Annotated in this window: 21 protein-coding genes; 8 read left to right on the forward strand and 13 right to left on the reverse strand. The window is 40.1% G+C overall.

Translation table 11 applies throughout. The features are described from left to right. Positions 1-3 precede the first annotated feature (3 nt). Both HRJ06_RS07855 and HRJ06_RS07860 read right to left on the reverse strand, forming a co-directional pair. A complete protein-coding gene (locus HRJ06_RS07855) occupies positions 4-1,197 on the reverse strand; it encodes a Ger(x)C family spore germination protein (RefSeq protein ID WP_174731470.1) in 1,194 nt (397 codons plus the stop codon). Further along, positions 1,190-2,779, reverse strand: coding sequence for a spore germination protein (locus HRJ06_RS07860; protein WP_197969897.1), 1,590 nt, complete (start codon positions 2,777-2,779; stop codon positions 1,190-1,192). Before HRJ06_RS07860 ends, HRJ06_RS07855 begins: the two co-directional genes overlap by 8 nt. Positions 2,780-2,905: 126 nt before the next feature. Between HRJ06_RS07860 and HRJ06_RS07865 the strand changes: the two genes are divergently transcribed. The 4 genes from HRJ06_RS07865 (at position 2,906) to HRJ06_RS07880 (ending at position 6,112) form a co-directional block, all read left to right on the forward strand. Next, on the forward strand, positions 2,906-3,142 hold the full coding sequence (locus HRJ06_RS07865) for a YczF family membrane protein (RefSeq protein ID WP_174731476.1): 237 nt from the start codon (positions 2,906-2,908) through the stop codon (positions 3,140-3,142). 105 nt (positions 3,143-3,247) lie between these two features. Beyond that, a complete protein-coding gene (locus HRJ06_RS07870; RefSeq protein ID WP_174731479.1) occupies positions 3,248-4,006 on the forward strand; it encodes a YhcN/YlaJ family sporulation lipoprotein in 759 nt (252 codons plus the stop codon). 89 nt (positions 4,007-4,095) lie between these two features. Beyond that, complete coding sequence (locus HRJ06_RS07875; RefSeq protein ID WP_174731482.1) at positions 4,096-4,710, forward strand: nitroreductase family protein; 615 nt, start codon at positions 4,096-4,098, stop codon at positions 4,708-4,710. Positions 4,711-5,047: 337 nt separating this feature from the next. Further along, the gene (locus tag HRJ06_RS07880; RefSeq protein ID WP_174731485.1) at positions 5,048-6,112 is read left to right on the forward strand and encodes an SDR family oxidoreductase; all 1,065 of its coding nucleotides are present in this window, start codon (positions 5,048-5,050) and stop codon (positions 6,110-6,112) included. Between the two features lie 361 nt (positions 6,113-6,473). Here HRJ06_RS07880 and HRJ06_RS07885 read toward each other — a convergent pair whose 3' ends face one another. Further along, entirely contained in the window at positions 6,474-6,773 is a 300-nt protein-coding gene (locus HRJ06_RS07885; RefSeq protein ID WP_174731488.1) for a hypothetical protein, read from the reverse strand. A gap of 472 nt (positions 6,774-7,245) precedes the next feature. Between HRJ06_RS07885 and HRJ06_RS23450 the strand changes: the two genes are divergently transcribed. Next, positions 7,246-7,374 (forward strand): hypothetical protein, encoded by a 129-nt coding sequence (locus tag HRJ06_RS23450; RefSeq protein WP_277874662.1) that lies wholly within the window; start codon positions 7,246-7,248, stop codon positions 7,372-7,374. 275 nt (positions 7,375-7,649) lie between these two features. Here HRJ06_RS23450 and HRJ06_RS07890 read toward each other — a convergent pair whose 3' ends face one another. The 7 genes from HRJ06_RS07890 to HRJ06_RS07920 form a co-directional block, all read right to left on the reverse strand. Further along, positions 7,650-9,101, reverse strand: a complete 1,452-nt coding sequence (locus HRJ06_RS07890) for a carbon starvation protein A (protein WP_174731491.1) — start codon at positions 9,099-9,101, stop codon at positions 7,650-7,652. Positions 9,102-9,567: 466 nt separating this feature from the next. After that, positions 9,568-10,299 (reverse strand): LytR/AlgR family response regulator transcription factor, encoded by a 732-nt coding sequence (locus HRJ06_RS07895; RefSeq protein WP_174731494.1) that lies wholly within the window; start codon positions 10,297-10,299, stop codon positions 9,568-9,570. Then, entirely contained in the window at positions 10,299-12,035 is a 1,737-nt protein-coding gene (locus tag HRJ06_RS07900) for a sensor histidine kinase (RefSeq protein ID WP_174731497.1), read from the reverse strand. Before HRJ06_RS07900 ends, HRJ06_RS07895 begins: the two co-directional genes overlap by 1 nt. Positions 12,036-12,254: 219 nt before the next feature. Next, a complete protein-coding gene (locus HRJ06_RS07905; protein WP_338421064.1) occupies positions 12,255-12,782 on the reverse strand; it encodes an RNA polymerase sigma factor in 528 nt (175 codons plus the stop codon). Between the two features lie 36 nt (positions 12,783-12,818). Then, positions 12,819-14,780 carry a DUF6449 domain-containing protein gene (locus HRJ06_RS07910; RefSeq protein ID WP_174731500.1) on the reverse strand — a complete coding sequence of 654 codons (1,962 nt, stop codon included), beginning with the start codon at positions 14,778-14,780 and terminating at the stop codon, positions 12,819-12,821. Continuing rightward, positions 14,755-15,654, reverse strand: a complete 900-nt coding sequence (locus tag HRJ06_RS07915) for an ABC transporter ATP-binding protein (RefSeq protein ID WP_174731940.1) — start codon at positions 15,652-15,654, stop codon at positions 14,755-14,757. The genes HRJ06_RS07910 and HRJ06_RS07915 overlap by 26 nt, the downstream gene beginning before the upstream one ends. Further along, positions 15,638-16,036 (reverse strand): GntR family transcriptional regulator, encoded by a 399-nt coding sequence (locus HRJ06_RS07920; protein ID WP_174731503.1) that lies wholly within the window; start codon positions 16,034-16,036, stop codon positions 15,638-15,640. The genes HRJ06_RS07915 and HRJ06_RS07920 overlap by 17 nt, the downstream gene beginning before the upstream one ends. 346 nt (positions 16,037-16,382) lie before the next feature. Between HRJ06_RS07920 and HRJ06_RS07925 the strand changes: the two genes are divergently transcribed. Beyond that, positions 16,383-17,522: a CAP domain-containing protein gene (locus HRJ06_RS07925; protein ID WP_174731506.1), complete on the forward strand. Its 1,140-nt coding sequence runs from the start codon at positions 16,383-16,385 to the stop codon at positions 17,520-17,522. Positions 17,523-17,720: 198 nt separating this feature from the next. Here the strand turns inward: HRJ06_RS07925 and HRJ06_RS07930 are convergent, their stop codons facing one another. Beyond that, positions 17,721-19,181: an alanine/glycine:cation symporter family protein gene (locus HRJ06_RS07930; protein WP_174731508.1), complete on the reverse strand. Its 1,461-nt coding sequence runs from the start codon at positions 19,179-19,181 to the stop codon at positions 17,721-17,723. A gap of 314 nt (positions 19,182-19,495) precedes the next feature. Here HRJ06_RS07930 and HRJ06_RS07935 point away from each other — a divergent pair, with 314 nt between their 5' ends. Beyond that, positions 19,496-20,956 (forward strand): aldehyde dehydrogenase family protein, encoded by a 1,461-nt coding sequence (locus tag HRJ06_RS07935; RefSeq protein WP_174731511.1) that lies wholly within the window; start codon positions 19,496-19,498, stop codon positions 20,954-20,956. Positions 20,957-21,458: 502 nt separating this feature from the next. Here the strand turns inward: HRJ06_RS07935 and HRJ06_RS07940 are convergent. Both HRJ06_RS07940 and HRJ06_RS07945 read right to left on the reverse strand, forming a co-directional pair. Further along, a complete protein-coding gene (locus tag HRJ06_RS07940; RefSeq protein WP_174731514.1) occupies positions 21,459-23,135 on the reverse strand; it encodes an ABC1 kinase family protein in 1,677 nt (558 codons plus the stop codon). A gap of 5 nt (positions 23,136-23,140) precedes the next feature. Then, positions 23,141-23,497, reverse strand: coding sequence for a phasin-related domain-containing protein (locus HRJ06_RS07945; RefSeq protein WP_174731516.1), 357 nt, complete (start codon positions 23,495-23,497; stop codon positions 23,141-23,143). Positions 23,498-23,797: 300 nt separating this feature from the next. On the opposite strand from HRJ06_RS07945, the gene spoIIP reads away from it, so the two are divergent. Next, on the forward strand, positions 23,798-24,964 hold the full coding sequence (gene spoIIP, locus HRJ06_RS07950) for a stage II sporulation protein P (RefSeq protein ID WP_174731519.1): 1,167 nt from the start codon (positions 23,798-23,800) through the stop codon (positions 24,962-24,964). Positions 24,965-25,026: the final 62 nt, after the last annotated feature.

The raw sequence follows: 25,026 nt of genomic DNA on the forward strand, positions 1-25,026 counted from the left end.
AGGTTATAAGAACGACTTGGTCCGTGACCCTGTTCGTCTAATAAATACATCCACTGATACCGTCACTTTTGCCTTAGAGAACTCTTCTTCCCAGCTTCCTTTTAACTCTTTCCATTTCTTTGGGTAACTCTTATGGATTTGCTCCCCGAATCCAAAGACATCACTCGGAACGGCCTGTGCAGTTTGTATTGCATCTAAAGTTTCCTGCTTAATTTCGCTTTCTAGTGCTTTCTCAATTTCCATTAAAACAATCGGATCCGAAAGATCAACTGCCGCTTTCACTTCACTGATGGTGCCCTCCATAGAAATACTAACGTGAAAGGAAGGTACTCCATTGTTTAGGTTCGAAGTGATTTTTGTGTTTGATCTAATTACCTTCAGGTTAACTGCTTTCTCCTTGCCTTCCCACTCAGTATTGACTACCGTCGACTTTACTTTGTCCAGGACCCAGGATACCCCACGCGCTTTTTTCCCTTCTATCCAACTGTTGAATTTTCCGTCTTTAAAGATAGCCAGGCCATTCACTTTTAAATATACCGGTAATTCTACCTTTTCTAAATCCTCTTTTTTTCCCCCTGAAGATGCATCCCCTTCGATCGTAATTCCTGAAATTGCCGGTTCTCTACCTTCAGAAACTAAGGCTCTGACTACCTCATCAATATCCACTTCAAAAGACTCTCCCCACCGACCTTCTGATACTTTAATAGCCTTCGAAATTTTTTCGGCAGGAATTTTTTCTAATGGGGTAAGGATACTAACAATATCCTTAGCTTTTACATTTTTTGCAATCAGGACCGCTGTTGTGGTCCTGAATTCGGGCTCGCGTTCCATTAAATCCAATACTTCATTCATTCTGCTTTTAGCAACCTCTTCCCCAAAGACAGCCACCGCGGTATGGGCATAATACAATTCTCGCGAAAATGTCTCGCTAACCTGTCTTGTTCCTTCAATAAGACTTTCTGAAATCGCAGTAAAGGTAACAATGGGAACACCTTCACCTCCAATTCCGGACTGCCCTAATGGAATATTATTAGGAATGACGACTTGATAGGTGAATTCAAACTTGTCATCATCTTCTGCTTTATCAACTCCTATTGCCATGACAAACGCAAGCTCAGTTAGCTCTGTTTTATCCCAGCAACCTCCTAGAAAGAGAATATTTCCGCAAATTATTACCAACAAAAGTTTTCTAACCATCCTTGTTCCCTCCCTTGGAAGGCCTAGGCTGTTGGTTTTCGCCCATTCTTTTAATATTTTCATCAGCAATTAAACGAGGCCGTGTTTTAAACGACCATAGTGGAAATCGAATAAACACATCTTTCTGATTATCAACTATAAACGGTGCTAAAGGTGCCATATAAGGAACCCCAAAAGAACGAAGTGAGCACAAATGAACAATCATAAATATTAAACCTAGCAAAATGCCATAAAAGCCAAAAGAAGCAGCTAATACCATAAGCCCGAATCTCATGACCCTTGTTGTTATCGCGATTGCAAAAGTTGGTGTTGCAAAGTTTGCTATTGCTGTAATTGATACAACAATAACCATTACTGGTGATACAAGCCCTGCCTGCACAGCCGCCTGGCCAATAACAAGCGCTCCAACAATAGAAACGGCCTGGCCAACAGCCCTCGGAAGCCGCAACCCTGCTTCCCTTAAAATTTCGAAGGTGATTTCCATAATCAGCGCCTCAATGAAAGCAGGAAAAGGAACACCTTCACGTTGAGCGGCAATGGCGATCGCCATTGTGGTGGGAATCATTTCCTGGTGAAATGTTGTTAATGCTATGTATATAGCGGGTGCAACCAATGAAATAAAAAATGCTAATATTCTTAACAACCGAATGGCGGTAGCAATATCAAACCGATCATAATAATCTTCCACTGCATGGAAAAACTGTATAAACACAGCTGGAGCACTTAGTACAAATGGAGTCCCATCAATAATAATAGCGACCCGGCCCTCCAAAAGGTGAGAACAAATTATATCGGGTCTTTCCGTATGGTACACAGTTGGAAAGACAGTGAATGTTTGATCTTCTATTAGTTGTTCGATATAACCTGACTCTAAAATAGAATCCATATTTATCCTTTTTAGCCTTGTGCGCACCTCTTCAACGATCTTTTCGTTCGCGATACCTTTTATATACATGATTCCCACATCAGTCTGGGTAACCTTTCCTATTTTCATGGATTCAAGCCACAAGTTCGGGCTTTTGATTCTGCGGCGTATTAGGCTCGTATTTGTTCGGAACGACTCGGTAAAAGCGTCTTTAGGTCCTCGTATGGACAGCTGTGTCGTCGGCTCACTTATTGCACGCTTCTCTTCCCCTCTCGTATCTCCTTTAATTGCTTTTTGAAATCCATCGATAAAAATGATTGTTTCACCTGATAAAAGTGAGGGAAAAAGCTGATCCCAATTAGTAACTTCAGAAACATCACCAAGGGCTACTGCTCTTTCTTTAGCCACTTGAAAAATTTCTTTTCCAACGGGCATATCTGTTTGCTCGTGGGCTGATTCCACGATAAATTGGCTGATAACCTTACTATCCGCAAGGCCATCCGTATAAGCGATAGCCGCCTTTATTTTATTAGCAATTAGCAGTTGACGAACGACAATATCATTGCTGTTCCCAAGCTCGTGTTTAATGTAATCAGTATTGTCTTGTGCCTTATTAAAAAGCGGAAGATTTTTCGGGTCACCAGGATCCAGGCGTTGGCGGAAATTATCGTTTTTATCAAACTTTGTTTTCCTTTTTTCCTTTTTAAACCAGTTCAGCACGCCTGTCACCTTCTTTTAAGTTATTTTGGTTATTTTAACCACAGCTGTGGATTTTATGAAGAAAAAGTTGGCTCGAATAAGTACGTGCAAATACTCTCATGATATAAAGAAAAGGTGATTAAAATGAAATTACTTTTTGTTACCCTCTTGCTCGCCCTTTCATTAACCGGTTTGATCATAGGTATTGATATCATTATGGGAACGCCCTTTTCACTTTCATTTCTTAAAACAATAAACCCCTATAAGGTATTGGACCCTGGAGAGCTAGCTATTACCTTATTTTTAGGTTTGTATGTTGCAATCAATTTCTATCGTTCCTATAGAAAACGACGAAAAGCAAAACCACAGACACAGTCATGACAAATGTCGGCTTGCTTTCTGTTTTTCTACCGCTAATCACTTTGCATAGTTGTCTCCCCAACAAGGAAAACTATATCTGCAACAACTAATTTAAGGAGTGAACATATGTCCAAAACATTAACCATAGTAGCTCTATCGCTTTCAATCATTGGCGTGGCTGGGTGTGGAGCTAATAATGCTGGTGAAGACCGAAATGGCACTATGCAAATAAACCAAACAGAATCTTACAATCAGCGTAGTCTTCGGGTAGAAAACAATGCTGAAGAGAATATTGAACGTATGGCTGAGGTTGACGAAGCGCATGTTATCATCGCCAACAACGATGCTTATGTTGCAGTAAGACTTGCAGACGATAACAACCGGACAGCCAGAAATACGAGGTCCAATGGCAATCGTACTGGAAGAGAAGGAACCAACATTATGGGCGGCATCGGCGGAAACGGTGTTGGCGGCACCGGGGAACGCAGAACAGATGGAATAGGCCGCAATACAGGAACTGGCACGATGGATGGGACAAACTTAGGAACTTACGGAACTGGGCGCAGGAATGGCAATGGCAATGGCAATGGTGCTGGGGCAAGTTATGGAGCTGGTAATGGAACCAACACAGGTACTGCCCGCCTGTATGGGCAATCCGGAGGCGGCGGCAATGGTCAGGGCTACACTCAGGTTTCCAACAAATTTGAACAGCAAATTGCTGATCAAGTCAGGGAAGCTAACCGCGACATCAATAACGTCTATGTCTCAGTAGATTCTGGATTTTTCGATCAAATGACCGGCTATGCTCATGACATTCGTGACGGTGGAAATAGGAACGGCTTATTTAATGACTTCAATAACACAGTCCGCGGACTGTTTCGCTAATACTCAATAGCCAGAGGGAGTAACCTCTGGCTTCTATTTTTTCCAGCAGATACAAGGATAGGTAATAGAAAAAAAGGAGGATTAAAAATATGGCAGACCAGACGTCGCTATCAGTGGAAGAAGCTATCGAAACTAGGCACAGTATTCGCCGCTTTACGGAAGACCCAATTCCAAAAAAGGAAATGAGTAAAATATTAGAACTGGTGCGTTTATCCCCGAGTGCCTGGAATTTGCAGCCATGGCGCCTTCACGTAGTAATTGAATCAACGCTTAAAAACAAGCTAGAGGAAGCTGCTTACGGACAGAAACAAGTCGGCTCGGCCCCTGCTGTCTTTGTGGTAATCAGCGATATGGAAGATGTTCTCGCTAACCTTCCAGATACCATTCACCCCAGCATCCCAGAGGCTCGGCGTGAAGAAGAAGTCTCGAATCTTGCTTCCTTTTTTAATGGAATGAGCATCGAAGAGCGAGGCCAATGGGGTTTAACACAAACCAATATAGCTTTCGGCTTTTTAATGATGGCTGTTCAGGGATTAGGTTACTCAAGTGTCCCTATGCTGGGTTTTGATCAGCAAAAAGTGAAAGAACTTTTAGACTTGCCTGAACATGCAAAATTCGCTGGGATTCTCCCAGTAGGCAAGGCGGCAAACGAGGGATATCCGCATCATCGTTTTGAACTTGAAAAAATTGTTACTTTTCATTAGCAAATATATGGGAGAAACAAATCAGTGATATGCTGGTTAAACTGGAAACTTTTCTAAAAACTGAGATATCGACTTTGGTCGAGCTCAGTTTTTTTGATTCAATCTTTATTGCATCAAGTCAATTGAAGCAACTTCTGTCAGCTTTAGCAACAATACTGTCAGCCTCCATTTCACCGTACAAAATAAATCTGGCAATTTCACCTTTTTAAAATATGGAATAAGTTTCATAAATTACCTTAACTAAGCGTTTAAAGAACTATTTTATCTTTGCATTTCGAATTGTTTCCCGATAATGTAATAAGAAGCAAAACGTATGTGGAAAGGTTGAGATGATAGATTGAAGATACTTATAACAGGGGCCAATGGGTTTTTAGGAAAGAAGCTTAGCTTAAACCTATTAGAGCAGGGGCATGATATGTACTTATTGGTAAGGAAAAGCAGCCGATTGGATTCTTTTATGAAGAATGAAGGAAAGAACTACTCTTCAAAGATTCATATAATAGAAGGTGATGTTACAGATAGATATCTTGGATTAACCAGTCAGCTACTTGATGCTTTACAAGGTAAAATAGATGCAATTTACCATGCCGCTGCACTGTTATCATTTGATGAAAAAGATAAGGATAAAACTTTTATGATCAATGTACAAGGTACCGAAAATGTGCTGGATTTTGCACTAAAGATCGGTTGTCCCAAGGTATTATATATTAGCACTGCCTATACAGTCGGAAAAGAAGTGTCAGGCTCTGAAGCACTTTATTCAACTGACCGAAGCTTTGTGAACCCCTATGAGGCTTCCAAGTGCAAGGCTGAGCACCTTGTATACGGATACAAAGACAGTCTGAAGATTGCCATTCTCCGCCCATCAATCATAATTGGTGATTCCAAGACAGGGAATGCGGACACTAATTTCGGTTTGTATGGATTTTTAAAAGGCATTAAAATCTTGAAAAAAAGAGCAGACCGCAATCTAAATAAAAACCCATATAAGCTGGTCCTTGATCCGGATATTGCACAGAATTTGGTACCGATAGACTATGTAATTGATGTTTTGACAGCAGCATTAAACCATAGCAAAAATGGCGATATAATAAACATTACAAATCCAAATCCTCCCCTGCAGTCAGAGATTTTGTCGATTGTAAAGGAGGTCCTGGATTTCCCGCAATTGGAGCTTCATTCATTTCTATCAAGGGAAGAAATGACAAACGAAGAGTTGGGCTTTCATCATTCAATGGCTATTTTTAACAGCTATTTTCAAAGAACTATTGATTTCCCTACTGCAAATACGAAAAAAATGCTTTCCTCTGCAGGAGTTCCGCTTCTGGATATGGATAGACAAATGTTAAAGAGAATTATAAAAGTGTTTTTAATGGAAAAGACAAGGGTTGTTCACACATAGCTTTGTATTTCTTCTGCCTTTAAAGAGAACTCCCATTGGAACCTAAAAGACCGCGTATAAGTACCAATCCGCGGTCTTTTCCGCATTCCTGATTTAAAGAATTCTTGGTTTGTCATTAATTAATGCCTATAGAGCGCATTATTAAAACACACTCCTATGACTTGAAGAGCTAGCCGAATTATTATAAACTGACATACTGCTAAAATTTTACTACCTGATCCTCTTACAAAAATCCGAGCATATTCCTTTATGCAAGAGCTACAACCATGGAGCTAAGCAACCTGCGGACCCAGCCACAAAAATAAATACCAGGCATCATTCAACAAATCTCGACGCCTGGTACTCTACATAAAAACTTTGCCTAAGGTGTTGTAAATCCCAAAATCCCCATTAGGATCGGCACAAAAACAGTACCGAGGATGAGGAAGGTTACGGTTAACATTCCGCTGTATTTGAGCAATCCCCTCTCTCGGCGAATAATACCTACTGCCCCCAGCAGGTTGCTGACAATCATTGAACTGATTGCCGAGAAAAACAGCAATTTTATCGTATTGGCCTTTTCTACAGAAGGCTCGCCACCTGCGATTAAATAACTTAAAGCTAAAAAACTGATTCCAAGGATGATAAAAACCGCAGATGTTCTGCTATAGGCGTTGTTCATAAGGCACCTCCCAATAAAATTAGGCAGCATGTTTCTATAAAATTTGTATTAATGGAAAAAATTCCAAACATGTTACCTTCTTCCCTTTCAACTTCTTTTACTTTGTATAATAATGGTGCTTACTAGCAGGTTATAGGAGGTAAATAGATTGAATAATACTGAGAACCTTTTTTCGGTAAATGGTAAATTTAATTTGCGGAAATACGCTTTATTTGGCTCTCAATCTTTCTGAAGTTTAATATTTCTCCACTATAAAAGCGGGGTATTCAGCTATAGTTCATCATCAGCAATTACCCTGCTCGGCTACTCCAGCATGAACTTCATAATCTTAATCTATTATCTTTTTGCCACCCAAGTGACCGGCAACACCTGTAAGTGCAATTTGAACTTTATATAATTTATACAAAAACGCGATTGAGGGTTCCGGTTTAAAAGAAAAGATGGTGATTACTTTTGGCTGGATGATTTATTAATGCTTGCTAAACCACAGACGGCGAAATTGGAATTCGCCAATTTGATCGAAATCATAAACAATGTTGCCGTGCTATTAAATAGACAGGCTTTATTAACGAATATTGCAATTGAGTACAGGGCTAGGTAACAGATCTGAGGGTTTCTTGCGAAGTAAACAAAATTAAATAAGTGATTATTAATATAGTTAAAAATGCATTCGAGACGATGTCGAGTGGAGGGAAGATTACCATCAAAGCTAAGTATGAGCAGGAATTTGTTCTTTTAAGCATTCAGGATTCTACCGACGCCTTGCTCTTCGTATATTTTAAAAATCATCCTATCTTTGCAGGCTATTCCGCTTTTCCACTATTATACAAAAAAGTGCACGCTTTTCGCATGCACTCTTTCCGATATTTTTATGTTTTATGCAACCTTTTTCCATCCAGAGATATCTTCTTCAAGCGGAAGATTATTTGCTCTGGCTTTTTTAGCGGCAATGAAGAATATTACTGTCACAGCTACTGTTGCAATTGCAGCACCAATATAGGCAACATTTAATGATAACCCGAATCCGATTGGAGCGTTCAGGATATAAGTGGTTGTTGCCATTGTCATGAAAATACCAGGAACTGCTGCAATCCAGTAGTTTTTCTTAGCAATGAACAAGTACATGGCGCCAACCCATAAAGCAATTACGGCTGTGGATTGGTTTGCCCAAGAGAAGTATCTCCATAATAATGTGAAGTCAATTTTTGTTAAGGCAAAAGAAATAACAAATAGCGGAAGTGCAATCCATAGACGGCTCATGATTTTCTTTTGTGAAAGATTGAAGTAATCTGCAATAATCATACGTGCACTGCGGAAAGCTGTATCACCAGAAGTGATCGGCAGGATGATAACTCCCAAAACTGCAAGTGTTCCACCAATTGCACCAAGCATTAACGTAGATGCTTCACTTACTACTGCACCTGGTCCTCCATTAGCAAGAAGCTCGTTAAGTCCTGTTGCTCCATCAAACAGGCTCATAGCCGCAGCTGCCCAAATCATAGCTATAATACCTTCTGCGATCATCATGCCGTAAAAAATCTTCCGGCCTTGTTTTTCATTTTGTGTTGTACGAGAAATAATCGGCGTTTGTGTTGCGTGGAAACCTGAAAGAGCTCCACAAGAAATGGTTAAGAATAATAATGGAAATATAGGTGCATTATCAGGATGCAGATTTGAAAACGAAAGTTCAGGGATTGGTGCTCCTGTAAAGACAAGTCCTGCTCCTACTCCAACAGCACTTATTAAAAGTAAAGCTCCAAAGATCGGGTAAAATCTTCCGATAATTTTATCGATAGGAAGCAGTGTTGCTAGTATATAATAGATGAAAATAGCTGTCAGGATTAACCACATTGCTGCATAGCCATCCATCAGAGTGTAAAGCAATCCTGCTGGAGCAGTTACAAACACTGTTCCAACCAGTAATAGCAATAACACGGCGAATGCATTAACAACATGCTTCATTACTTTACCTAGAAATCTTCCGGCCAGCTCTGGAAGGTGGGCACCACGGTTACGAATCGAGATCATACCAGTTAAATAATCATGGACAGCACCGGCAAAAATACAGCCGACCACGATCCAAATAAATGCTACTGGGCCATAAAGCGCTCCCATGATTGGTCCGAAGATAGGTCCTACACCGGCTATGTTTAATAATTGAATCAAGGAATTTTTCTTTGTGGTCATCGGGAGATAATCAACATCATCTTGATGCGTGTAAGCTGGTGTTGTTCTTCCTTCGTTCACTCCAAAAACTTTTTCTACAAACTTGCCATACGTGAAATATCCGACAATCAAAAGCACTACACCTGCCAGAAATGTATACACTATAATCCCCCCAAATAAAGTTATGAATGCGTTTACATGGATTATATAGTAGAAACGCAGGTTAAAATGCTTTTTGGGTTTAACATGCCGGAATTAGGGATTAACATGTTGATTTAAGAGATTAACATGTAGAAAGCGATTACATACAAAATCGCTAGTACCTTGAATAGCCCGACAAGCGCTAGAAGATGGTGTTGTTCTTTGACTTCATCATCCAGACCGAAGAGACTTCGAGAGTGGAGGCCTGAGCTAGACAGTAGTCAAGGGCAAAGATTTTATACATGCTTATCTTTGAACAAAGCGCAAGTACCCGTAAGTCGAAGTACACTAGGCGCCGGTTACTGAAGCAGGATGCAGTCAACCAGTACGATTATCTGTATTATGAAACTTTTATAGTTTCCTAAACAAAAAACAAGCAGGATCGACATATAGCAATTGTCTTTCCTGCTTGTTATGGAGTTCTTTTCTATAACTCTAGTTTTGAGCGCAGCGCTTTTACATAGTTTCTGCTGACAGACAGCATTTCTGGCCTGCCCGTTACTTCAAGCTGATAAGCACCATTAAACCAAGGCGTAAGCCGATTAACGTAATGAAGGTTAACCAAATAGCTTTTATGAATTCTAAAAAATGAAAATGTGGTTAAACGGGCTTCTAAGTCCTTTAAAGGTGATTTAAGATCGTATTCTCCTGTTTTTGTGATAATCCTCGTCATCTTTTCATCCCTGTATATATACAGAATATTAGTTGGCTCAAGATAAATTATTTCTCCACTTTCTTCAACAGCCAGCTTTCCAGAGGTCCTTACAGCCGCCTTTTCTGAAGATTCTAGCAAAAGTTTTTCTATGCGTTTAATTGTCTGCCGGAGCTGCTCTTCGTCATAAGGTTTTAATAGGTAATCAGTCGCTTCATAACGAAATGCTTCTGCTGCGAATTGCGGGTAAGCTGTTGCAAATATAATTAAAGGCACTTTTTTTAACTCAAGCAAAGACTTTGCCACTTGCATCCCATTCATTTTTGGCATTTCAACATCTAAAAATACTACGTCAGGCTGGATTTGCAGGCATCTCATCAAAGCTGCCTCCCCTGTATCTGCCTCTCCAGCGATTTCTATTGAAGCATGCTCGGACAGCAAATGCTTTAATTCATCTCGAGCATATCTTTCATCATCAACTATAATTGCTTTAATTTTCTTATCCATTATACTTCCTCCGTAATCGGAATCACAAAGCTGATTTCCGTCCCCTTATTCAGCCGGCTTGTTATATTAAGCGCTGATTTTTCACCGAACATCATCGTTAATCTCCTGTTTACGTTGTATAGTCCAAGGCCAGTTCCAGACACAGACTGGACAACGTCCTTACCAATTTGTCCGATTCTTTCTTCACTCATTCCACTGCCATTGTCTGCTACCTTAACTTTTATCGCATTTCCGTCTGCAAAAACCGTGATCACAATCAAACAACCCTTTTCCATATCTTTAATCCCGTGTTTAATTGCGTTTTCAACAATAGGCTGCAATGTAAGCGGCGGGATTCTTTCAGTAAGAACATCGTCTTCAATCTTGTATAGAACCTGAAGTTTGTCAACAAACCTTGCCTCTTCTATAGCCAGGTAAGCCTTTACATGCTTCAGCTCTTGTTCCAGACTTGTGATATGGAGGGTGGTGGCAGTCAGGTTTTGCCGTAAGAAATGAGAGAGAGAAATCAATAACTTCCTAGCCATACCTGGATTAATTCTAATCAGTGAAACAATGGTATTAAGTGAGTTAAATAGAAAATGCGGGCTGATTTGTGCCTGAAGAGCCTTTATTTCTGCTTCCTGTGCCAATTGATAAGCTCGGTCTGCTTCAGCAATTTCAAGCTGATTACTTAAAAGGACACTTAGCCCGGATATCAGCTCCATTGCAACGTTTGTAATCTCTTTTTCAGAACGGAAATAGAACTTAAGAGTTCCAATCGTTTTGCCCCGCTGTTTTAAAGGAGCAATTACCGCTGCACCGAGCGGACATCCCTCTTCTCGGCAAAAAATCATTTCTCCGTTAGCCACAACCAGCTCACCGCTATCTAGTACATCTTTTGTTATTTGTGTCTGAATTGGGTTATTAGCATGGTGGTGATCATCACCAATTCCAACATGAGCTAATATTTCATTTCTATTTGTGATCGCTACAGCACTTGTTTGGACTTCGGTGTGAAGAATTCTGCAAACCGCTTCAGCTGATTCGGTTGTAATTCCTTTCCTTAAAAAGGCCAGTGTCTGGTCCGCGATTCGCAAGGTCTTTTGAGCTTGCAGGGCACCTGCCTTTTCCTCTTCGTTGACCACATTTTTAATAATAAGCAGGAAGAGTGCCGAACCGATTCCATTAGCAACGATCATCGGCACACCAATAATTCCTACTAGCGTAATGGCTTGTTCAAGCGGGCGTGCAAGCAGGATGATAATTATCATCTGCACCAACTCCGCTAGAGCCCCGACCAGGAAGGCAACAGGTAGTGTAACATGTTTATTTTTACGAAAAAACGCTCCTGCAATGATACCTGCAATGATTGAAGCCAATCCGCATGAAACCGCAGTAAAGCCACCAAGTGTCAGTCTATGAAGCCCGGCTATTAATCCAGCACCAATACCGACCTTATAGCCACCTAGTAAACCGGCCAAAACGACTCCAATGACTCTGGAATTAGCCAAAGCCTCATCTGCATTCAAATCTGCGTTCCAGCGTTGAAAGCCTAGTGACTCTGTGCTAAAAGCGATCCCAGAGTAGGTCCCGATAATGCCAAAGAAGCCAAAAAATAGGATTGCTGTGTACTGCTGACGCCGGCTAATGTTTTCATAGTGGATCATGTCTCTAAAAAAGCGAAATCTAGTTAAGATGAAGGCAATCGTCACGATAATTCCAAGCCGTTCCACCATGGTTATCAGCAGTTCAAACATAAGTCTGCTCCTTTTACATTCAGGATTTTATTGTCCAAGTTTCTTCTCCCCATCTTAATTGAAAAAACTAAAAATGAAAAGTTCAGATTTTTTTCAGCTTGCCTATTCCGTAGGAGCCAATTGGTGGCGGTTATAAAAACAACAATTAGCTTGTATACAGCCTGACATAAAAAAGGCAGCTAGATGGCAGCTGCCTAATAATTAGGTTAATTTATATGGTCACGCTGTGCATTTTTGAAGGTAAATTGATTTTAGCTGCTTTCTTGCGCGATAAAGCCTTGTTTTTACAGTCGAAGACTTAATTTGCAGGGCATTGGCGATTTCATCTTCCTTTAAGCCGAATTTCGCCTTTAGCAGCAGAACTTCCTGATATTCAGAGGACAGCTGTGTGAGAAGCTCCTGGATATCATCTTTTAAAAATGTTGCCGCTGCTTCCTGTTCCAAACCCACCCCATAATCTGTTCCCATCTGTACTTGTTCAATAATTACCTGATCAACGAGGATACAGTTTTTTCGTTTATCTGACCGAAGGAAGTCAATTGCTGTTCGGGTCGCGATACAGCTCAGCCACCCGCCGATTTTGCCTTCATCTTCAATCGTATCGATCTTTTTGAAAGCTTTAATAAAGGTTTCTTGAACAATATCTTCAGCAATGTACGGATCACGCACTATACAAATAGCGGTTTTATAAAGCCTGTTTGAATAATTGGAAACAAGCTCATTAAAATCAATCGTTTTGCTGGCCACTTCTCACACCTCCAGTTCCTTGAATAGGATTCCAGCTTACTCTTCGAAATGTTTTTTGATAAATTCCGGTGCATGGTCACGATGAAATGCTTTTAACTCTGGACTTTCTTCCGTCTCATACATAAATGAAGCAATATAGGTTTCTTCTATATTCCATGTGGCCCGATCAAGACATTCTTGGATTCGTGCTTTGTCCGTAATTTTTATCGTATTTGGATGATTTTCAAGTTTTTCATGAACTTGACGCGAATCAATGGAATAAGGATCCAGACCGATATCAGATTCCTTGCCGACGAGAATATAAGAGATGTCATCTGCTATCACCATTGCCCTGTGCAATAAGTCTTTCCGTTCCAGCCATTCCTTCAGATTGTTGTAAGAAGGTTTTAATTCTAAATAAACGAAGGAGTTCCCTCCCATGTAAATCTCCATGCTTGCTGAATTCCCTTGCCGATACACCATGCTTTCATAGGATTCTTCCAGAATATCCTTTTGAACAGCAGCAACCAGTTCTTCCACTTCAGCAGAATCTGTAATGGTTATATGCTTAGGGACCATTCCGTGCGATTGAATCGTTACTTTTTCAGCCTGGTGCGGTTTAACTTTGAAAATCTCATTGACTGCACGCTTATATTTTTCCGATTCATAAATAGGTTTATAATGTTGAGTGTATAAATCCCTTGGAACCACATATTCTCGGATAACTTTATTGCCATCCTTCAGTTCATAAATAAATAGTGCCGTTTCAGAAGATGGACTTATCCCATTATTGCTCCGCTTGTTTGCTACGATTTGCTTGTGCAATTCCCTCACCTGCTGAATACTTTGTTCATCAGTCAGCGGCGAAGGCTTAAAAATATCCTCGTAGTTATGAATAAACACACTATGATTGTTGGTTAAAATGACCCCTTTAACATCTTCCTGATCGGGCACCCTATTTTCATAGCCGGTTAAGAAAGGCACGCTTACTGCTAAAACAGTAAATACAGCTCCATAAATAATCAAACCTTTAATATGGCCAAATACTCTCCATGTTTTTTCAAGGACCATTTCAGCTGCAAAATAGCCAATTATAGTCCCTACAGCATACCCAAAGACTGTCCATCCATAGTGGTTTTGTACTTCTCCAAAATACATTCCGCCAAGTAACATGACACAAAAGGTAACCCCATATTTAAAAATGGATTTAAGCTTTGGAAAAGCGATCGCCTGGGTAACAGCTTCCGTCTTTCGTTTTTTATAAATCCAGAGAGACAATAAGTAAAGTACTAACGTGATTGCCAGATATGTTCCAATCGTTGTCCATGAAAATGAATTGTGCTCTAGAATATAAATCGTTGTAAGTGGCGACATTTTCTCCAGCTCACGGTTTAAAAAATAATCGCTTGGAAAACCGTAAAACAAAGTCCCCATATTCACGAAAATAAGAAGCGTTATTCCAGCTGGAAATAATAGAAGGATATAAGTCAAAACACCTTGAACAGCTGAGATCCCCGTCAGCATACCTACAAAAATGCCAGCTGAATAAATAATGATATTAAACATAATCGTGTATCCAGCCCAGCCATAAATGTCCTTTAGCCCAAAGTAGGTATCTAGGTCCATAACGCCGTGCAATACAGCAACTAATAACGCCACAGCCACTATCGGCAGGAGTAAGAAAAATAGTCCTGTAAGGGTGTATTGAAAAAATAAACTTTCCCTTTTCAATGGAAGGCTGTGCATTAAATCCACACTTAGTTTAACTTGTAGAAACCTAAGCAGAAAGACAGCTAAAAGTACCGGAACGATGATCATAAAAATCATTTGAATCGGGAAATCATATCGGAACAAATTGTTCTCTTGGTGGATGAACCTGTATTCTTCCCCGTAATACATCATCATTCTAATCGGCAAAATGAATGCTAATCCTAAAAAATAAACCAATGAAACCCAGCCAATGCTTCTGCTGATCTGGAGGGCAATTTCTTTATTAAATAAAGATATTTTTGATGGCATATCCCAGATCCTCCATTTCATAAATGAAAATTTCCTCCAGCGTAAGCGGCAGTAAATCAAAAATTACAGGATTTGAATTTCTAATCTTTGCAGTTAGTTCTTCTTCATTTCCTCTTACTATGCAGAGCATGACACTGCCTCTTTTTTCCAAATGCACCGGATTTAGCTGCTCCATTACTGATTCAGGAACTTTCCCTTTATAAGCAATTTGAATTTTATGAATATCAGATTTTAAGTCATCGAGCTCTTTTTCCATTAAGAGCTTTCCTTTATGAATGATTCCAATATGATCACACATATCTTCAATTTCTCTCAGGTTATGGGAAGAAATCAGAATTGTCATTTCCCTTTCAGCAACATCATGAATCAGCAGGTTTTTCACCTTTTTCCTCACAACAGGATCCAGGCCATCCATTGGCTCATCCAGCAGCAAAATATCAGGCATTGTTGACAGAGCCAGCAAAAATGCCGCTTGCCGCTGCACCCCTTTTGAAAAAGTGTGGATCTTTTTGTTGATGCTCATCTCAAAAACTTCTGAAAGACTTTCAAAACGCTTATCATTCCATCCTGAATAAATATTTTTATAAAAAGCAGCCATTTGTTTAACCGTATATTGTGAAAAGAAGAAGGGCTGATCAGGAATAAAGAAAACTTTATCTTTAAGATTTATATTTTCATATACTGGCTGCTCATATATCGTCACGTCGCCTTTATCTTGACGATAAATACCTGCCAGCAGCTTTAAAATCGTTGTCTTCCCTGCTCCGTTAGAACCGATTAATCCATAAATTGAACCTTTTCGGACGGACAGATTGATATCCTCTACTGCCTGGAGACTTTCAAATGCTTTAGACATATTATTTATTTGAATCATCATTCTGTCCCCCCCCTTTTCCTGCTTCTAGCTCTGAAATCAGGCTGTATAAATCCTCAGCTGAAATGCCAAGGTACAATGCTTCTAAGATTAGCTTTTCTAACTTTGATTTCACCTCTGCCATTTTCTCCGTATCCTTTACATAAGTATTTGCATTTACAAAACTTCCCCTGCCCTGAACTGAGTAAATAAATCCTTGAGTTTCTAGCTCACGGTAAGCCTTTTGAATCGTATTCGGGTTAATTGTCAGCTGCTGCGCAAGCGTTCTGACAGATGGCAGCTGCTCATCAGGCTTGAGCACTTCATTGATGATCAGCTCTTTTAGCTTGTCAACTAGTTGTTCATATATGGGTTTGCGGCTTCTAATATCGAGCTCAAACATTCAGGCACCCCAATCTGTATCAAGTGTATTAAGTGTACTAAGTGTGTTAATACAGTTGATTATATACTAAGCTTTTCCAAAATAGAAGTCTTTTTTTATGTAAATTTATAAAATCTATAAGCTGATGATGGTGACCTTAAAAAGTAAGCCAGAAGCATGGTTCCCTGTATAATAGGAGTAGAGTTGTACGGTTAGAGGTATTAACAAAATATGGCCAGTCGATTACTTTGTACGAAATGTAGTTTTCGTATTATCATAGGATATATGGATGGGTATTTGAAAAGGGCCATACCCTTATGCGTTCTATATATTTAGGCTAAAATGTTGATTGTAAGGAGGAGATTAATTGAAGCGTTTTATACTGTTATTGATTATTGCCGGATTCGTATATGTTTCATGGGGGAACTCGGAGAACAACGACCTAAATTTATTAGTCGATAAAATAACTTCACAATTTAATTCAGCAAGTGATCAGTTTAATCTTGATGAAACGATAGATACAGTTGGAAACCGCCTTAAGGAATTGACAGGCCAGCTCGACCCATCGTTACTTCAGCTTCAGGAGACCGATTCAGAAAGTGTTCCTGTACAAGTAGCGAAACCTGAACTGGAGAAACCTGCTGAACAAGTCTTCTCCATTCATAATCTTGAAATAGGTACTACCATGCAAGAAGTTAAACAAACTATGGGAGAGCCTAACCGAGTATCAACGAATGAATACGGTGGCCAGTGGCACACATTCCATGATAACTATCAGAACTTTTTAATGGTTTCATATGATTCTAATAATCGGGTATCCGGTTTGTTTACAAATCAAGATCTGATTTCTTCCAAAAATGGGGTCCAATATGGGGCTCCTAAAGAAACAGTTATCGCAGAACTTGGTGAGCCTGTCGCGAGAATTCAAAAAGGGCTCGTTTACTATCAATTACAAGAAGATCGAGATTATGATGTATTTCTTATAGATGGCAACTATATTACGGTTTTCTATGACAAACATCAGAATAATACAGTTACGGCTTTACAAATTCACACCAAAGAGATGGAGCAGAACAAGCAAGATTTTTACGCAGAGGCTAGCCAGACGTTAAAGGAAGGGTTTGAGTACCAGCTCTTTGATTTAACAAACTCCGCCAGGGTGAAGCATGGAAAACCAGTGCTGGGGTGGGATGACCATGTCAGAGGCACAGCGCGGAAGCACAGTCAGGATATGGCGGAAAATAATTACTTTAGCCATACTAACCTTCAAGGTCAGTCACCTTTTGACCGTATGGAGGAAGATCAGATCTCATTCTCTGTTGCTGGGGAAAACCTGGCCTACGGACAGTTCAGCGGGATATTCGCCCATGAAGGCTTGATGAATTCTATGGGACACAGAGAGAATATATTGAAGGCTGACTACAAGCTTTTGGGTGTAGGCGTTGCCTTTAATACGAAGTCCCAACCCTACTTCACCGCAAAATTTTATACAAAACGAAGAATATAACGAGTAAAACACACAATTTGCTGATCTTAAAACTTTAGGGATATTTCTTTTAAAGAGTTAAGATCTAAACTTTTAAAGCTAAAAACCCTCTGATAAAAAGGTATTTAGATATAATATTTTTCTAACTTCTGCTTTGTTAAGTAAAACGGAAAAGAGGTCTCCCTTAGAATAGGAGACCTCTTTTTTTTGCGAAAATTATTAGGAAACTTCTTTTTCCCTATCAAACGTGTATTCTTCTTCCCAATACTCAGCATTTTTAATACCCAGCTTGGTTGAATTAAAGACAGGATCGAGTCCTTGTTTCTTTTGCTCCTCATAATCCTTAAGGGCAATCAAAGCAGGTTTGGCTAATAGAAGAATGGCAATCAAGTTTAGCCACACCATTAAGCCTAAACCAACATCACCCAAAGCCCAAGCTAGCGAGGCTGTTTTAATTGCTCCATAGAATGTCGCACCAAGCAAGACTAGCTTAGTTAGGAGCACTGGTATTTTACTGTTTCTACCGCGGAATAGGTATGCAACATTCGTTTCCGCCATATAGTAGTATGCCATGATTGTTGTAAAGGCGAAGAAGAAAAGCGCAATTGCAACAAATCCAGCACCAAAGCCTGGGATATTGGCTTCAACAGCAGCTTGCGTGAACGCAGGTCCTGCCTCCACTCCCGGCAGGTTTTCAACAATGAAAGTTTTACCGTCTGGTCCCACTGTATTAAACGCACCAGTAAATAAGATCATAAATGCAGTTGCGGAACACACAAGCAATGTATCAATATATACAGAGAAAGCCTGGACAAGCCCTTGTTTGGCAGGGTGAGACACCTCAGCTGCAGCTGCAGCATGCGCTCCAGTCCCCTGACCGGCTTCATTAGAATAGATTCCCCGCTTAACTCCCCATGCAATTGCACTGCCTAAAATTCCTCCAAATGCAGCGTCACCACCAAATGCACTTGAGAAAATAAGTGTAAACACTTCTGGCAGCTGCCCAACATTCATTCCAACGATGACAAGTGCTACAAGCATGTAGCCTAAAGCCATCAAAGGAACAACGTATTGTGCAACTACAGCAATTCTTTTAACGCCGCCTAAAATGATTGCACCGATTAGTAAGACCAAAACGATACCAGTAACCGTTTTGCTTATTCCAAAGGCATTTTCCATCCCAAGTGCAATTGAGTTGGACTGAATGCCCGGCATCAGCACGCTCATAGCAAGAAGAGCAGCTACCGCAAACACCACTGCAAACCATTTAATTCCTAAGCCTTTTTCGATATAGTAAGCTGGGCCCCCGCGGTATAGACCGTCCTGCTTTACTTTGTATATCTGTGCTAGGGTTGACTCAACAAATGCACTGCCTGCCCCAATAAAGGCAATCATCCACATCCAGAAAACTGCACCCGGTCCACCCATTGCAATGGCTGTAGCAGTACCGGCAATGTTACCTGTTCCAACACGGCCTGAAAGAGCAATAGATAAGGCCTGAAAAGAAGAAACGCCCGCATCGGAACCTCTGCCTTTGAACATGAGCATTACCATGTCTTTAATGTGACGAACTTGCAAAAACCTGGTTAAAATGGAAAATAACAAACCGATCCCTAGGATAGTATAAATAACCGGTGTACTCCACAAAATACCATTTACCGCATTTACAAAAGCCTCCAAGAAGATCCCCCCTATTTCTTTGTTTTTTTTATCTATTCTGAATTATATTCTATAAACTATCTTTTGCACAATAACGAATTTAAAAATATTTTGAATCTTCTTAACTGGACCAAAAACGCTTTTTTCTATTTTAGTTATTTATCACAATTAGGTCAATAGTCCTTGTTCAACTGCAAGCGTATTCAATCAATTTAATTTAATATGCTGCGAAAACCAAGTGTACTATGAGGGCCAACTGGGTAAATAGGATTGAGGCCAATTAACGATTTTCCATACTTCAAGGAACTAAATCAGATGATAAGGAGAGTTGTATTATGCAAAAATTTGAGAAATTAAATAAAAGCTATATAAATGGCGAATGGGTTGAAGGCACAAGCGGAAGATCAGGTGATATTACTAACCCATTTGACGGCTCAGTTATTACTACTGTTCCGTTGGCCACCAAGGACCAATTAAAGGAAGCTTTTGAGGTAGCAAAGACTGCTCAAAAGCAATGGGCAAAAACAACAGCCGACGAACGGAAAAGAATTCTCGGCAACGCGGCTGATTATCTAAAGGAACATAAAGAAGATATTCAAAGAATTATAACTCGCGAGACAGGCGGGACAATTGTAAAAGCTGAAGTTGAACTTGGTTTAACGATCGGTTTGCTGGAGCAGGCCATGAAATATACAAATGAACTTTACGAAATCAAAGATGTTGAAGATCAGATTGAAGGGAAAGTAAATCATGTGCATCGTCTTCCATTAGGAGTCATCTCTTCTATTTCACCCTTCAATTTCCCTATGAATTTATCAATGAGGACCATTGCTCCAGCGCTTGCACTTGGAAATGCTGTTGTTCACAAGCCTGATTTGCAGACAGGCCTTACGGGCGGCGCCATTCTCGCGAAAGCGTTTGAAGAGGCAGGTTTGCCGAATGGAGTCTTTAATATGATTTTCACGGATCTTGAAGAGATTGGTAATGAAATGCTGGAGAACCCAATCCCGCGTCTGATTGGATTTACTGGTTCAACCCCGGTAGGAAAGCTGATTGGTGAAATTGCCGGAAAAAACCTTAAGCGCGTTGCTCTTGAATTAGGAGGCAATAATCCATTTATTGTCTTGTCAGATGCGGACGTCGATAAAGCTGTCGATGCTTCTATCTTCGGCAAATACATCCACCAGGGTCAGATTTGCATGAGTGTTAACAGAATTATTGTTCATAAAGATCTTTATGAGGAATTCAAAGGAAAATTTGTGGAGCGGGCAAAAAATCTACCCTATGGGGACCCAAGCGATCCAAATACTGTTGTAGGCCCACTTATGAATAGGAATCAGGTTAACAAAGCGCTCGAAGTTGTAGAAAAAGCGAAGAAAAATGGAACCAATGTAGCACTAGATGGGAAAGCAGAAGGCAATGTTCTCTCCCCTGTCGTTTTTACTGAAGTGGACAACTCAAGCGAGCTGGCGCAAACTGAATTATTTGCTCCTATCGCTTCTCTCATTAAGGCTGATTCGGATGAAGAGGCAATTGAAATGGCAAATGAAACACAGTACGGATTAAGTTCTGCCATCTTCACGACCAACCTTGAAAGAGGCGAAGAGCTCGCTCTTAGAATTGACAGCGGTATGACCCATATCAATGACCAGACCGTTAATGACAGCCCGATTGTTCCATTTGGAGGAAACAAAGAAAGCGGTATGGGACGCTTTGGTTACCCGTGGGTAGTCGAAGAATTCACAGTTACAAAGTGGGTTTCGCTGCAAACCAAATATCGTAATTTCCCATTCTAAAACAATAGAAAGTGATAAAGCCGCCGGGCCCTCCTCTAAAGGGACCCGGCGGCTTTTAAGTTTTAGCAAAAGCCTCGCATTCGTTCTCTCTTACCTTTCTTCTGTAGATTTTTTAAGAAGTTCAAATTGCACTTTACACTAATCTTTAGATCACTTTTTTTAAAAAAAGGATAATGTAGGTTCTGTTTTTCAGACCAGGTAAGATTAATTGAAGGTTTTGAGCCAGAATACCCGTAACTGTATTTTAAATAACCTTCCTGCAGTACTTATCTATTTTTGCGTCATACAAGGTGGTTATTGGATCGTTCAATCGACTTTTTGCATCGTTAAATTTGGCTATTGCATCAAACCGGTGACAATCTTGTTACACACTCAACTAAAATAAGAAGAATACCCCATCCTAACACCTTGGCCACCCATAATTTGCAGCCCTCCTAACCAAAATACATTAAAAGAAGGACAGCCCCTCTTTATCGAAGGCTGCCCCGTTAAGAAAATCTATTTAAAACCTTCCAGTTTTCAGTATGGAATAAATAATCCATAAAAACATTAAAAAAGCGATGATAAAGCCTATTTCAATAGCCGGGAAGCTAGCTAAAATAGTTTCATTTCCAAAGGTTGAACCAATGATTAAGCCTAATACAACAATGCTGAATGCAAGCAGCGTTAAACTGAACGAGACTTGGTTTGAGATTCGATCCAGCTTATGGAGAATATTCTTAATATCGGCCAGCCCAATCTGAAACCGGAGCTCCCCTTCCGATGCCTGCTTAAGGACATCTTTCATCTGGCCTGGAAGACTGAAGATCGTTCCTGATACTTCCTCCGTTTTATTAAGCCAGCGCTTCCCGAGTTTAAAGGGATCATATCGTTCGAGTAATAATTTTTCCGCATGGGGCCTTGCCATTTCAATCATACTTATGCTTGGATCGATATCGCTTACGATCCCCTCTATTGTCATAAGCGTTTTTCCGAGCATGGTAAAATCTTTAGGTATAAATATATGATGGTTTTGAGCAGTGGAGAATAATTCGTTCAAAGTAACACCAAAATTTAATTCACCGAGTGGAACATGGCTGAATCGCTTACGGATACGGTCAATATCACCGTAAAACTGGCCATGGTCAATCGAGGATGGAACTTCTGTCAATTCGTACATTGCTTTCACAACAGCATCTGTATCTTCTTTCATTAACCCGATCATTAACGTGGTTACATGGTACCGCTTGCTGGGTGATAGCTGGCCAATCTGGCCAAAATCTATTAATGCAAGTTGGGCTGTCTCCTTAATATACAGGAAATTCCCGGGATGCGGATCGCCATGGAAAAATCCTTCTCGTAAAATTTGTGTCACAAATGCTTCCACGAGAGTATCAGCTAACTGTCTCTTATTATTTTCACTAATACCGCCATCATCAAGTTGTGTTAATTTTATCCCGTTAATGCATTCCATTGTTAAAATTTGAGACGTGCTATAATCCCAATGAATTACCGGAACTTTAATTAACTCATGTTCCTCGAACTGCAGTTTAACTGTCTCTGTATTACGTCCTTCTTGAATATAATCAAGTTCTTTTTTTATGGAGAAAGATAGCTCTTCCATTATTTCAGTTAAATGATTGTATTTTGCCCAGTCGTAATGATTCTCGATCAGACTTGATAACTCCTCTAGAATATCTAGATCTGTGTAGATCTGGCTCCTGATTCCAGGCCGTTGGATTTTCACCATAACCTGTTCACCGGAACGCAAAACAGCTTCATGTACCTGTCCAATCGAAGCTGCAGCCACATAATCCTCATTAAAAGAATAGAAAAGTTCTTCTGGCGGAACGCCAAGCTCTAATTCTAATTTTTCTTTTATTTCCTGAATTGGAACCGCAGGTACATCATCTTGCAATTTCTCTAGCTCAAGGATAACTTCCGGAGGCAAAAAATCACTGCGAATGCTTAACATCTGGCCAATTTTTATAAAAGTTGGTCCTAAATCCTCTAGGAGAGTCCGCAGCCTGCTGCCAGCCTCCTTTGCATCCCCATGTTTAAAATCTGCTGTTATTCTTTCCTTAAAAGATAAAAAGTGAGAGAGCCCCACTTCTTGGACTAAATACCCATAGCCGTTTTTTACAAGAAGGGAGACAATCTCATTGTATCGTTTTATGCGTTTAACTCGATCTGATATCATTCCGATCACCTATAGTCTGTATTATATTTTTCAGTGCTGTCATTAGTATTTTTATTGTCGTTTTTTATCATTTCAATTTCTTCACGTAAGAAGGTAAGCTGGTCATGAACGACTGAAAGCTCTTCTTGAGTTACAAAGCCAAGTTCCTTCAGCTCTTGTTTTGTCATGTTTCGGAGTTCTTCATTCCAGCGGTCGCTCTTTTCTTCACCTTTTTTAAAAAATTCATCTAAAATGGCTTCCGCCTCATTTGGAGCCATCTGGCCCTTTTGAACAAGGCTTTTAACGGTTTCTTCAACCCTTTCCTTCCCCACAACTGCTGCTCCCAGCCCTAGTAAAAATCCTTTTTTTAATAAATTATTCACTTTATGTCAACCTCCCAAATAATGTACTTAACCTCTTTTCTAAATACCCCAAACCACATATTATTACTCTTTAAAAAAGGCTTGTTAAACCTTAATGTTGATAACAAGTCGTCAAAACCGCTAACTTTCCACGGGCGAACCAGCTTAGCTTATACAGGAATCTAGACAATTTAGTAAGATTTTTTGAATTATTTACCTGCCAGTCCTTACAGAGGACTTCTGCAAATAGGTGATTGGACAAACTCGTTCTTCTAATCTGCTTGTTTTCACATATATTTTACAGAAGAAAAAGGTAGGGTGATGAGAGTGTTTTCAATTCGAAAAATAATAAAGTCTATTGGAAAAGTTACAGCCGTTTTTACGGCACTTGGCTTAAGTATTGTTCTTTTATTCGGCACAGCCGGAGCAGTTTCTTCTGAAAGGTTTGAATCCCTCAAATTAAATGTGAATGTAGGGGAAAATGGAACGGATATGCTGCTTAGGTTCATGAGCTTTGAAAATAGTTTGCTCGCCCTCAAAGTGTACGAACATCAGCCAAATTTTTCAATTGCTGAAATGGGGCTTAAACTTGTCACAAATATACAGCTCGATGATATTCGCAGCCTCGTGCGCAATGAACTTCCCGGTTTTGCTTTATTCGATTCTGATTTCATCATTGCTGGGGACGGGGTCACGTATGCCGATATCCCATTCGAGTCTGCACCTCCGCTCGATGAATTATTGACTGAAAGAGAAATGGCTGCCGGGGAATTAGCAGAATTAAACAAAGGACTTGACTCTAAAACTCCCCCTTCTGGAAATCTATCCGAGAAAAAAATCTTTATTTACCATACTCACAGCTGGGAAACATACCTTCCATTAATTGGACTTGAGGGGGAGTCAAATGAGGAAAAAGCTGTAGATGGAAAAACGAATATAACGGTTGTCGGTGATTTGCTTGGCAAAGAATTAGAGAATAAAGGGATAGGAGTCAGTATCGACAAGACGAATGTTGGTCAGGAACTGCAAAAGAAAGGCTGGAAAACAGTAAAATCCTACTTGTTTTCACGTGGACTTGTTGAAACCGCAATGGCAGGAAATGAGCAATTGGATTATTTTATTGACCTGCACAGGGATTCTGCCAGGAAGAAGTCAACGTCAGCAACAATTAATAACGAACCTTATGCCAAACTTGTGTTTGTCATCGGTAAGGATAATAAGAATTATCAAAAAAACTTACAATTTGCCAATGAACTTCATAAGTTTTTGGAAGGAAAATACCCCGGATTAAGTAAAGGGATCTTGCAAAAGTCAGGAACGGGCGTAGATGGGGTATACAATCAGGATCTCTCTCCGAACTCGCTTGTAGTCGAAGTGGGTGGGGTAGACAATAATATGAAAGAAATTAAAAATACTGTTTCTGCTTTGGCGGACGCAATTAGTCAGCACTATTGGAAGGCTGCGGAAGTCAATGCGCAAGGTCAATGAGCTATTTTTATGGCTGATATGGACTTTCCTTACTGCTTTACTTTCCTTGTACACCTTACCTT

The sequence above is a fragment of the Mesobacillus harenae genome (assembly GCF_013343715.1).
In the GTDB taxonomy this organism is placed as follows: domain Bacteria; phylum Bacillota; class Bacilli; order Bacillales; family Cytobacillaceae; genus Mesobacillus_A; species Mesobacillus_A harenae.